Here is a 13,496-nt window from a genome sequence, read left to right as displayed (position 1 = left end):
CACGCTGCAAAGAACAACGTGGTCGATAATTAAAAATTTATCCGATTGATTAGAAGTCGAAATTAAAGGTGAAATTAATTCGCCCTCCTTCGTCTCCTACGTAATAACCAATATTTCCGGTAAATGCTTTAAATGCATTGATAAATATAGATCCACCGTAATCTGTATGCCATTCGTTGCTATCATCATTTTCTACCCATACTCTACCGTAGTCAAAACCAACACTGGCTCCCATTCGAATAGGAACGAAATTAGTTCTAAATTGCGTTACTCCACTACGGATATCAATATTTTGATAGAAAGCATATTTACCATTGAAACGTTCATTTCTGTAACCTCTTAAACTATTTTTGTTGCCACCTCCCAGGGTTGCAGCGTGATAGAATTCATAGTTGTCACCCAGTATCGCTTCACCACCAATTTTTGTAGCTATCGCAGCAAAACCACTCTCATGAAGCGGATAGTTTAGCGCTAACATGGGTTGTACATAAGCGAACTTATTATCATTCCCGTCGATATTCGTTTTGTAACCGGCAGTTAGGTCCAGTTCCATTCCGCGTGATGGGAAAGCGACTCTATCTTTATTAAAATAATTATAGTTTAATTCACCACCTGCGTACGCCTGGCTTTCAAAAACATCATTTGATTGATCAAAATTCTCTCCTATATATCTATTGGCATCGTAAGCAACTTCCATAGTTTCAATCATTGGTTTGATATTGAAGCTTACCAATTCATTTTTTCTATAGATGAGAGAAGGAGCAAACCTCCATTGCTCAATTCTTACTCGGTTGAAATCTCGGGAAACATCATCCTGATCATAAAAAGTATCATTTCCGGTTCCAAAATAGTTGATCACAAAATTCGGACTTGAGTGATAAGCCTCGATACCAAGATTCCAGTTAAGGAAAATATGTGCAAATTCTCCATTATAACCAACATCATAACCTTGTGTAGCGAAATAATATCTCGCTGAAACATTATGTTGCGCAGTAAAAGGATTTCTAACCAGACCTTTTAGTGTGTAAGTGTTATTTACTCCAAGACTGAATCCCTGGTCTGAATTGAAATCGGCAATTGGGAAGAAAGTAAACTGTCTTATCTTCTTTTTCCTAGGATCGTAATTATTAATGTCATAAGAATCGGTCAGCATTTTACGTGCTCCCGGTGTTTTGATGGTGTTCTCCTTGCTTTTATAATCGTATAGTTTTGCTCTACGCTTATTTTGAAAATCATAGATATCATTCTCTTCTCCACCAATCACCTTTAAAGGCACAAGATTAGATCCCTCACCAACAATTTTAAATTCATCATCACCATCAAGACCGTAGATCCAAACTTCTCTGGTCATATCTGAATCATAGCTTTTCTCTGCGATCACCTCTTCATCTTCATCCATTAGCTGAACGGTGGTGATGCCATCTGGTTTTCTTGTAACCAAAAATTTATCGTCTTCTTCCGTTCCGGTGAACATATCAAATTCAGCCAGATGCTCGTAATATTCCTGGGCGATTTTTTCCAGATTTCCTCTACGAGCTTTTAAAGTTTCCTTGATTTCAGCTACGTAAGGATCCTCTACAAGACCTTGTGGTAATACATCAAAAGCATCCTGAACAACTTCATCTGTAATGTTATTCTGTATGTATTCCACCTGTTCCTTCCAATCCTGCCAGTCTGCATTTCTGATAAATGCTTTGTCTATCGGGTAACCTGCAATGTTAAACCATTTCGGTCTTTTTACCATCGGGCTGTATTCTTCCATAGCTCGAAATTGTGGAAATCCAACTCGTAATAAAGCAAGAGCAAATCCATCGGTTTTCGGGAAAACCTGGTCACGGTCTTTTGCGATAGGAAGATATCTTTTCTTACCATCCTCATCTTCAAATTCTGCCCATTCGTATTGTCCTTCATGCCTATCCCAGTCTCCAAGTAACATATCCAGAAGCCTTGCTCTAATGAACATGCTTTCATCTACATAAGCATCTTTGGTTTCTCTCATTTCAAGGAGAAGATCTGACGTGTTTAAAATATCATCAGCGTTTCCGAAAATATCAAGATCTTTATTTTCACCGCCCACATGATATTCGAACATATAGAGTTCGTCTCCATATTCTTCGTTATATACTCCAAGAGCTTCCTGCTTCGGAACATAATAAAGATCAGAATTCGGGTGATAAATATCCAAAGCATCCATAAACTCTCCCGCAGGAAAAGTTCCATATGGAAATGCTGTGGTGTAAAAATCCTGAACGTATCTTTCAGCGACGGTGTTTTCAAGATAATCTTCTACATAGTGTGTTGTAACAACTGTAGTTTGAAGAAATTGTAAAGCGCTTTTCTTTAAGGCTCTCATGGTATATTCATGGCCATCTTCATCTTCAAAACCTAAAGATCTCGACTGGTGACCACCACCGGCTCCTAAAACTTCGAGATTTCCAGGTAAAGTATCCAGGTACAATACTGGAAATTTAAAATCCCGGCTGTATAAAGGTCTGTAGTGTTCTCCCCATATGGCTTTGAATAATCCATCTTTGTCAGTTTCTTCATCGGTATACACGGAAGCCATCTTAGTGCTTCCGAGTTTTGTTTCAGGCCATTCTACTTCTTCCAGAGTTGGTCTTTCACGGGTAATTTGTGTTTTGAATATTTCCTGAGGACCTGTTTCGGTTAATTTGAAAAATTCAACATTAGAACTTCCGTCCTTGAAGATATTCATTTTAGCATATCCAAGATCGTAAGCTGCAAAATCTCCATTGTCTTTTTCAGGCTTAGCTTTTTTAGGGTTTTCGGTAATTCCGGCGATGATCTGCTCTATATTATCATCAACTACATACTGAAGGTTGTGATCTTTTCCGGAAAGAAAAATTACATCATTATATTGTCTGGCTAAGGTTTCAAGAGTACCCATCAACTCTTTAAGTTGCGGGTTTCTTTCAGTTTGAGTTCCGTAACCTATGATCTTTTGAAAAAATCCTATGTTGGATTGCGTCATCACAGGATGGTGTACCGCCACTAATACGGTCTTACGCTGATTATCCTCCAACTCATCATTGAACTCTTCCCTGAATTGAGCTCTTGTTTTGATCTCACATTTGTTATTGATATATGGATGCTCATCCCAGTCTTCTATATACCATTGAGAATCGATCATTATTAACTGGACATCATCACTAAGGCTTTCACTTTCAATTGGGCAACCATCATTAGGCCAGAATTTAGCTCTAGAATTATCCTGTAAAAAAGATTCCAGATCATCAATATTATCTGGGGCATCATCCTGCCATTCATTATAACCAGGTGTAAAAACTATATTTCCCTTAAAATCTTTAATATGATCCAGTAAATTGGCCTGAAGATATTCCTGAACTTCATCCCTGCCATTATCCTTATTAGGATAACCTGTTTCAGGAACCAGATTTCCAACAATAACTAAACTTGAAGAATCTTCTTGTTGAGATGCTTGGACGATCTCAGTTAATATTTTTTTATTGGTTTCATTGCTTCTTAACCCTGTATTAGAGGTAATATAAACCGAATGTACTTTTTCACCTTTATTATCATTATTCTGCTGTGCCTGCGTAGAAATAACCGAAAAAATCAGGGATAAGGTTAAAAATGTAATGTTTTTGGAAAACTTATTTTTGTGTAGTTTTTCTTTGAAGCTCATATAAGAGTAGGTTGTTTGATTGAAAATGTCTTGTAGTGCCTTTAGTAACCTTCAAAAAAATCTAATAATCTTAGGATGTCATAGCTCTTTATAATACTTTAACATCCAAGCCTAAAAATTTTACTAATAAATTATTGGCTTGAGTTTTCTTAAATTTTATTGTTTTGTCACCGATAGTTACCTTTCGGAACCAAATTTTAATTTCTCTTGAACAATAGGCTCTTTTTAATATTTATCTTATTCAGTTTTTACTTTGGGAGTGGTCAGGAATTACCACCAGTGGTTAATTATGGTCCCAATGAATATTCCGGCGGAAATCAAAACTGGATGATCGCCCAGGATGCCAATAAAAATCTTTATTTCGCTAATAGTACCGGACTTCTTGAATATAACGGTGAAAAGTGGGAATTATATCCTGTTCCGAATAACACCATTGTTCGATCCATAAAAGTTGTAGAGGATAGAATTTATACCGGTGCCTATATGGAAGCCGGTTTCTGGGAGAGAGATGAATTTGGTGAACTGAAATATACCAGCCTTATCCCAAAATTTAATGGGGCTGTTGGCGATGGCGAACAATTCTGGGATATAGAATTTCTGGATGATCTTATCATTTTCCGCAGTTTTGGGGGAATTTATTTTTACGATCCTGCGCAGGATAGCATCCAAAAACTTGACAACCCCTTGGGAAAACCTATTTCGGGAATTTTCAAACTCGATAACGAATTATTTTTTCAATATGTAGGAGCCGGGCTTTACAAATTCACTAATGGCGATCCGGAAGGGGTGATTCCTATTGATTTACTTGGAGAAAGAGCGATAATGCATCTTTACAAGAAGGATGGTGAGCTCGCTTTGATCACTGGAAAATCTGAATTTTTCACCTGGAATGGAAAGTATTTAGTTAACCGAAGTATGCAATTCAACGAGGAATTGGGGAACCCTAACATTCTTGATGCAGTAGACCTTGAAAACGGCGGAATTGTTCTCGGGACGGTTGGAAAAGGTGTGGTGCAAATAGATCCTGACGGAAAAATCATCAATACTTTTAATCAGAGTAACATTTTGTTGAACAACACCGTACTGGATTTATATCTAGATGCTTCGGGAAATATCTGGGCGGGATTGGATTTCGGGATCAGTTACATCGATTTAAACTCCAATTTTTTATCATTCCAGGATAATGCTGGTGAAATAGGTTCTGTTTACGCTTCATTTCAAGATGAAAGCGAATTGTATCTTGGTACCAATCAGGGTTTGTATCACAAAAAAAGTGATCAAGATAATTTTGAATTAGTAGATGGAACCGAAGGTCAGGTATGGTTCATTGATAGAGTTGAAAACGACATTTTATGCGGTCATAACAGCGGTACGTTTAAAATTGAAAATGGAAAGGCAACGAAAATTTGTGATCGCCTCGGTACTTGGTTAATTAAGGGGTATTCAGAAAATGTTCTGATTCAAGGCCATTATAACGGTATTAGTTTTTTAAAGAAAGCAGGTGATTCTTATGAGGTGACCCCGATGTTGGAAAACTTTCCACATTCTTCGAAATTCATTGAAATAGACCAAGACCAGAATGTCTGGATCAGCAATGAACATAAAGGAGTTTTCAAAATGGAAATTGGTGAGAATTATACCAATTTTAAAAGCATTGAGAATTATACTTTTCCGGGGGAGTCAGGAATAACTTCGAGCTTATTCAGGTTCAATGATACCTTATACTATAGTTCTAAAGAAAAAATTTACCAGTTCCAGAGTGGGGAAAATGCTTTTTCTGAGAATAATCGTTTGAATACCATGGTTTTTGACATCAACAGGTTATCTGGTAAAATGGTTAGTGATGAAGATTCTAAACTATGGGGTTTTGCGAATCGAGGTGTGTTTTATATTGAACCAGCTCAGATCAGTAATGATTATAATTTAAAATCAATTTTTATAGATCAGAATTTTAGAAATATTGCCGTGGGATACGAGAATATTTCAGGTTTCGATAACTCTAATTTTCTGCTGGGAATTGCCAATGGATATTTACGATTAAAAGGTCTGGATGAGAAAAATGATGATCTTTCTATTTCAATTAGATCAATTGAAGTGAGTGCGCTGGATGCAATTGCGGAGAAGGCAAAAATTGATGACGTTGGTGAATTTGATTATGAACACAATAATATAGGTTTTCATTTTAGTTCTCCTGTCCATGATAAATACCAGGAATTGCAATATAGTTACCGACTAATTGGATTAAGTGAAAATTGGTCTGATTGGAGCTCTTCTTCTGAGGCAAATTTTAAGAACCTGAATTTTGGAGATTATGTTTTTGAGGTCAAAGCCCGAATTGGTAATAAGGAAACTGAAGTAGTTTCGTATCAATTTAGTATTGGTAGACCTATTTATCTGAGTAGTGTGGCACTTTTAGGATATTTCCTGATATTCCTGCTTATTCTTTACCTGGTGCATATTGTTAATAAAAGGCATCACAGGAAAAGTGTAGCGGAAAATGAGCGTGCTTTGAAAATGAAGAATCTTGAAGCCGAACGAGAGATCATTAAACTCAGGAATGAAAAGCTGGAACAGGATATGGCTAATAAGAATAGGGAGTTGGCCGTGTCCACGATGAGTCTCATTAAGAAGAATGAGTTTCTTACAAGTATAAAAGAGAAATTAAAGGAATCTGAAGATTCTACCAAGGTTAAATCTGTTATCAGAACGATTGATAAAGATATTAGCGAAGAAGACAACTGGAAATTTTTCAAAAAAGCATTTAGTAATGCTGATAAAGATTTTTTCCAGAAGGTAAAAGCAAAGCATCCGGAATTAACTTCAAATGATCTAAAATTATGCGCCTATTTGAGATTGAATCTTTCTTCTAAAGAGATCGCTCCACTATTAAATATTTCAGTGAAAAGTGTCGAGATCAAACGATATCGTTTGCGTAAAAAGATGAATTTAGACCGTGAAACGAATCTAACTGACTACATACTCGCTTTATAACCTTTACATTATATAAAAATAACTCTACATTACCTCTACAAACGTATAAAATATTGATATTTAACAGTTTGATTTGAAACTGTGATATCCTCCCTGAAGTCTTGTTTGAATTGAGATATCCGTAATTTGACACTGATTATATTGCCGATTTGGCAATTGTAGATTTTTTGTAAAGGTTGAATTCCCGTCCTCATAACATTATGTTAATATATTGAAAAAGCAATTTTAATAATTAAACACATGAGGAAATTTACCTGTCTTTTGATTGTATTTCTAAGCGGGTTTTTTGGGGCTTATGCGCAATCGTTTTCGGTTAGCGGATCAGTATCTGATGAAAACAACATGCCTTTACTAGGTGTAAATGTTATTGTAAAGGGAGAGTCAAGAGGAACGACTACAGATTTTGACGGTAACTACACAGTAAATGATATTTCAACTGGAGATGTATTACAATTCAGTTATGTTGGTTTTCGTACCCAGGAGATCACGGTTAACGATCAACAAACTATTGATGTGGTATTAAGTGCCGATTCTGAAGCTCTAGATGAAGTTTTGGTAATTGGTTACGGTACACAAACCAAGAAAGAAGTTACTGGAGCTGTGAGCGTAGTAGGTTCTCAAACTATTGAAGACCTTAATCCTACGAGGGTAGAACAGGCACTACAAGGTACTGTTCCCGGGGTTAATGTGAGTTCAACATCAGGTTCTCCTGGTAGTGCATCCACAATTAATATTCGAGGTATCAGTACCAATGGTAATAACAGACCTTTGATTTTAGTAGATGGTAACGTTATTGAAGATCTTAGTGTTATTAACCCAAATGATATTGAAAGCATAAACGTTTTAAAAGATGCCACGGCAGGTATCTATGGGGTACGTGCTGCAAATGGGGTGATTTTGATTACTACCAAATCTGGTACGTATAATACAGATCTGAAAGTTGAGATAGATGCTTATTCAGGTATCCAAGAGACAACCAGAAAATTACCTGTATTAAATGCTACGGAATATGCAGTTATTGTCAACGAAGCTTACGCAGCTGGAGGTCAGAATCCTCCATATACTAATTTCAGAAATCTTGGAGAAGGAGTAGACTACCAGGATGAGGTGTTTTCTACAGCACCAATTTCTGATATTAACCTGAACCTTTCAGGTGGAGGTGAAAAATCGAAATATTCTGTTGGAGCTGGTTACTTTACCCAGGATGGTATTGTGGGTAAGGGTAAGTCAAGTTTTGATAGGTTTACTGCAAGAGGAAGCTATAACCTGGAAGTAATTAAAAACCTGAAATTGAATCTTTCGGGGATCTATACAAATTCAAATAGAAATACTTTATCTGAAAACGCTTTAGGTTCGGTATTATTCAACGCGGTAAACATGAATCCTAATCTTCCGATTTTTGATGAAAATGGAGATTATACGCTGGCTGAAGGTTTAGGAAACGAGGTGATTAACCCTTTAGCTCAGATCGCTAATACCTATAACGATACTGATATTAGTAAAATTAGTGGTGTTGGAGGTCTTGAATATACCTTATGGGATAAATTAACCGCTAAGACGCAATTCCAGTTCAACTATTCAGAAGTTGATGGAAGGTATTTTTCTCCGGAAGTATTTTACGGATCTGGTAAAGTTTTTAACGTAGACCGTAATAGCATCACAGAAAATTTCGATATCTATCGCGATTATACCTGGGATAATTTCTTAACTTATGATGACAGTTTTGGAGATCATAACTTGAAGGTACTTTTAGGTATGTCTGTTTTCAAATCTATGGGAGAATTTTCTTCTTTAACCGGATTTGAATTGCCAACCAATGATTATGGAAGTGCCAGTGTAGCAAATGCTGCCGAAGTACTGGATAACTACCAGAACGGTGGTGACGAATTTGATACAAGATTACTTTCTTACTTCTCAAGAGTTCAATATGATTACAGAGGTAAATACCTTTTCTCAGGTCTTGTAAGACGTGACGGTTCTACCGCATTCGGTCCGGAAAACAAATTTGGATGGTTCCCTTCAGGATCTGTAGGTTGGGTGATCTCAGATGAGCCGTTCTTATCAGGAAGCGATATTTTAAGTTTTCTGAAATTGAGAGGTAGTTACGGTATAATCGGTAACGATAGAATTCCTGCCTTCAGATATACATCATTATTGAACGGAGAAGGAACCTACGTTTTTGATGATGAACTGGTATTCGGTAAAGCAGGAGGTGCGCTTGGAAACCCTGAAATTAAATGGGAAAAGCAGAAAACTCTTGATATCGGTTTGGATGCAAGATTTTTCGATTCGAGAGTGGATGTTACCATGGATTACTTTAAGAAAAGAACAGAAGATCTTCTTGTAGTTTCCCAGGTATCAGGAATTTTAGGTGTAGGTGCTCCCGGAGCAGCTCCACCGGTTATAAATGGTGGTATTGTTGAAAACCAGGGTTTTGAATTTGCTATTGGATATAACCAGAATGTAAATGACAACTTTAAATTCAATATCAATTACAACCTTACTGCACTGAAAAACGAAGTAATTTTTGTAGACAGTGAAAATGGTTTCTTAACTGGAGGTGTATTTGGAATTGGACAGGAGCCACCATCGAGAATGGAAGCTGGTGAGCCTTTAGGTTATTTCTACGGACTTGAGACGAATGGAATTTTCCAGTCTCAGGAAGAAGTAAATAACAGTGCTCAGCAAACCAGTGCCCAGGCCGGAGATATTAGATATGTAGATCAGAACGGAGATGGGATCATTGATTCAGATGACCGTGTGAATATTGGAGACCCGATTCCAGATCTTACTATGGGTATGAATATTGGATTTACTTATAAAAGCTTTGATTTCAATACCTATGCTTATGCATCACTTGGTAATGAGATCGTAAGAAACTACGAGCGTAATCAGCCAAATACTAACAGAACTAATTCTTACCTGGGAAGATGGACAGGACCAGGTTCTACAGATAGTTTCCCAAGAGTAACTACTGGAGCAAACACTAATAATCTGTTTTCAGATTTTTATGTGGAAGACGGTTCTTACCTAAGGTTACAGAACGTTCAGTTAGGATACACTTTAAACCCAGATTTGATTGCAAATACTGGAGTGGAGAAGTTTAGAGTTTATGCCTCTGTAAATAACGCATTCACTCTTACAGAATATAAAGGATACGATCCTTCTGCATCTAATGGTGCTCCAATTGGTGGAGGTATAGATCAGGGATTCTATCCGGTGCCTAGAGTTTATATGTTAGGAATTAATTTGAAATTTTAAGTAGATGAAAACGAAATTATATACAATCAATTGGATCCTTGCCTTTGCTTTTCTTGCGCTGGCTGGATGTAGTGATGACTTCGTGGAGGTAGATAGTCAGGATGAAAACTCTGAAGATTATTTCAATACTCCTGAAGAATATGAGCTGGCATTGGTAGGAGCGTACGACTTATTACAGTCAACGTATCTAAACGTAATGCTGGGAGAAATAGCTTCTGATAATACCCTTGCCGGTGGTGAAAGTGCTACCGATGTACCGGGTATTCAGGAAATAGATGATATGGAGCATACTCCGGTAAACCAGCAGTTAAGAGATATCTGGAGCTGGATGTTCGCTGGTGTGAACCGTGCAAATTATGTATTGGAATTCCAAGACAAAATAGATTTTGAAGGGAAAAATGAAATCATCGCCCAGGCGAGATTTTTAAGAGCCTATTACTATTTTGAGCTTGTAAAATGGTTTGGAGATGTGCCATTGGCGGTTAACGAAAGAATTCAGTTTGGTGAGCAATTTGATATTGCCAGGTCTCCGAAAGAGGATGTGTATGCTCTAATTGAAGAAGATCTTATGTTCGCTGCTTCTAATTTACCAGCAACTCAGGCGGTGAAGGGAAGAATTACTTCTGGTGCAGCACAGGCATTGCTTGGTAAGGCATACTTGTATCAGAATAAATTTGCAGAAGCTGCTGCAGCCTTTGAACCTGTGATCAATGGTCCATACTCTTTAGTAGAGGATTATGATTCAATTTTTGAGCCTGAAGGAGAAAATAACTCAGAATCGATTTTTGAAGTACAGTATTCAGATAAAGAAGGAGCCGGTTTTGGATGTCTTCAGTGTAGTGAAGGTAACGTTGCTGTAGGTTTCAACGGAATTAGAAATTACTCTGGTCCTGTTTTCGATTCAGGTTTCAGTTTCAACGTTCCGGTACAGGAAGTGGTTGATATCTTTACAGATGATGATATCAGAAAGGATGTTGCCATTCTGGATATTGAAGCCTGGGCAGCTCAAACAGGAGCAACTTATTCTGAAGGTTACGAGCATACAGGATACTATAACAGAAAGTATATCGCAAGACAGGGTGACCTGAATACAGGAGATGCGAACCTTACTAACCCTAATAACTATCGTGCGATTCGTTTGGCAGATGTTCTTTTAATGGCTGCTGAAGCTAATTTCAAAAAGGCATCACCAGATGAAGATAAAGCAAGAATGTATCTGAATCAGGTTAGAAATAGAGCAGGACTTGAAGATGTTACGCTTTCAGGAAATAATCTACTGAACCAGATTTATGAAGACCGCAGACTTGAACTTGTAGGCGAAGGACATCGTTTCTTCGACCTGGTTAGAACAGGAAGAGCTGCAGCTGAAATAGATGGTTTCCAAACAGGAAAGCACGAATTATTCCCAATTCCGGCAATTGAAATTGAACTTGCAGGGAACAATTGGGAACAAAATCCAGGTTATTAAAAAAATTATTAAAACGAATAAAGATGAAAATATTCAAATTCTTAGCAATGCTTACCATCTCGGCACTCCTTTTTACAGGATGTGAGGATGACGAAATTATGAACTATGCGTTTCAGGAAATTTCTGCACCAACAGATGTTACCGCATCTTTTGATGTAATGCAGGATGATACAGGAACAGTTACAGTTACCCCTAGCGGTGAAGGTGCTTCTACCTTTGAAGTCTATTTTGGAGATGTGGAAGATGAAACTCCAACAATCGCAATGGCGGGAGAAACACTTACTCATGTCTATGATGAGGGAGAATATTTGGTAACGGTTGTAGCAGTTGGTTCAACAGGTCTTACTAGCGAATTCAACCAGATGTTGACTATCGCGTTTAGAGCGCCAGAAAATCTTGAAGTTACTGTAGATCAGCCAGCGAGCGATCCTAAGAATATTACGGTTAGTGCTTCTGCAGATTACGCTACCTTATTTGATGTGTATTTCACAGATTCAGAAGATGAAGAGCCTACTCAATTAATGCCTGGAGAAAGCATTCCTTATTCTTACGATGATCCAGGAACCTACACTATTAGAGTTGTTGCTCGTGGTGCTGGTGTTGCTACTACAGAAACTACTGTTGAAGTGGTAGTACCAGAAGCTAATGATCCGGTAAAATTCCCGATTACTTATGATGAGCCAACTGTAAACTATGCTCTTGGAGTATTTAACGGGGCTAGTTTTGAAGTGGTAACAAACCCTGATCTTTCAGGAGCAAATACTGCTGAAACTAAAGTAGGTGCTCTTACAAATTCTGGTGTAAACTATGAAGGTGGAGCATATAACCTTGGTGAACCAGTAGATTTCAGCGGAAGCGCTAAAACGATCACTGTAAAAGTTTGGTCTGATGTTGCTGTACCGGTGCTATTAAAGTTCGAAGGTGGAATTAATGGTGAACGTCAAACAGAGGTTTCTGCTAACCATACAGGTTCTGGATGGGAAGAGCTTTCATTCAACTTTGCTACAGATGCAATTAAGAGTTACATCGACGGGAATCAGGGTGTTGGAGAACCATTTGTACCAACAGGTCAGTATGGAACTATGGTGATCTTCATCGACGGTCCTGGAACAACTGCAGGTACTTTCTATCTTGACGATTTCAAACAATCCGGAGCTGCTTTTGAATCAAATATGGTTCAGGACTTTGAAGGAACTGAGCCTGCATTTACCGTATTCGGAAATATTGCGGCTACAGAGGTAATTGATAACCCAGATCCATCTCCTATCAATCCTACAGCTAAAGTTGCGAAGCAGGTAAAAACTGCAAATTCTGAAGTTTGGGCAGGAGGTTTCTTTGAAACTGCTGCTCCACTAGATTTGGATACTTACAGTACGATTAGAGTTAAAACATGGTCTCCAAAAGTAGGTGCTGTGGTAAAACTTAAATTGGAAAATTCAGATGCATCTGTAACTCATGAAGTAGATATGACGACAACTGTTGCTAATGAATGGGAAAATCTTGATTTTGATTTTAGCGGTGCTCCTGATGCAGATTTTGTAAGGGTTGTGATATTCTTTGATTTTGGAAACGCAGGGGATGATTCAACTTATTACTATGACCAGATCCAGACCACAAATGGTGGAATAGAAATGGCTCCTGATATGGTTCTTGAAGACCTTGAAGGTGATGCACCAACTTATACTGTTTTTGGTGGAATTGAGCCTATTGAGATCATAGAGAATCCAGATCCATCTGGAGTTAATACTTCAGCAAAAGTTGCGAAATTAACAAAGACTGACGGTTCAGAAGTTTGGGCTGGTGCTTTCTATGAAGAGAGTATGCCTCTAGATCTTGATACTTACAATAAAATGAAGGTTAAGGTATGGTCTCCAAAAGTAGGTGCTACCGTAAGACTTAAGTTTGAAAACTTTGATGATAGCAGTCTTTTCTATGAAGTTGACGCGGTAACTACAGTTGCAAACCAGTGGGAAATACTTGAATTCGATCTAAGCACTGCAGATACATCTGTAGACTACTCAAGAGTGGTATTGTTTTTCGATTTCGGAAATAACGGAGACGGATCTGTATACTACTTTGACGAATACACATTATCTAATTAGAATAATT

Annotated in this window: 5 protein-coding genes; 4 read left to right on the top strand and 1 reads right to left on the bottom strand. The window is 37.7% G+C overall.

Annotated features, from left to right (window positions below; translation table 11 throughout):
• Positions 1–49 precede the first annotated feature (49 nt).
• Positions 50–3,667, bottom strand: a complete 3,618-nt coding sequence (locus AC2S94_RS03910; protein ID WP_484630204.1) for a metallophosphatase — start codon at positions 3,665–3,667, stop codon at positions 50–52.
• A 207-nt stretch (positions 3,668–3,874) separates the two neighbouring features.
• On the opposite strand from AC2S94_RS03910, the gene AC2S94_RS03905 reads away from it, so the two are divergent.
• The 4 genes from AC2S94_RS03905 to AC2S94_RS03890 all read left to right on the top strand — a co-directional run bounded on the left by AC2S94_RS03905 (position 3,875) and on the right by AC2S94_RS03890 (position 13,489).
• Positions 3,875–6,658, top strand: coding sequence for a triple tyrosine motif-containing protein (locus AC2S94_RS03905; protein WP_484630203.1), 2,784 nt, complete (start codon positions 3,875–3,877; stop codon positions 6,656–6,658).
• A gap of 240 nt (positions 6,659–6,898) precedes the next feature.
• On the top strand, positions 6,899–9,919 hold the full coding sequence (locus AC2S94_RS03900; RefSeq protein ID WP_484630202.1) for a SusC/RagA family TonB-linked outer membrane protein: 3,021 nt from the start codon (positions 6,899–6,901) through the stop codon (positions 9,917–9,919).
• Positions 9,920–9,923: 4 nt separating this feature from the next.
• Positions 9,924–11,387, top strand: a complete 1,464-nt coding sequence (locus AC2S94_RS03895) for a RagB/SusD family nutrient uptake outer membrane protein (RefSeq protein WP_484630201.1) — start codon at positions 9,924–9,926, stop codon at positions 11,385–11,387.
• A 23-nt stretch (positions 11,388–11,410) separates the two neighbouring features.
• Positions 11,411–13,489 carry a phage tail protein gene (locus tag AC2S94_RS03890; protein WP_484630200.1) on the top strand — a complete coding sequence of 693 codons (2,079 nt, stop codon included), beginning with the start codon at positions 11,411–11,413 and terminating at the stop codon, positions 13,487–13,489.
• Positions 13,490–13,496: the final 7 nt, after the last annotated feature.

The organism is Christiangramia pacifica, from assembly GCF_057221535.1.
This window is presented reverse-complemented; position numbering and strand designations above follow the sequence as displayed.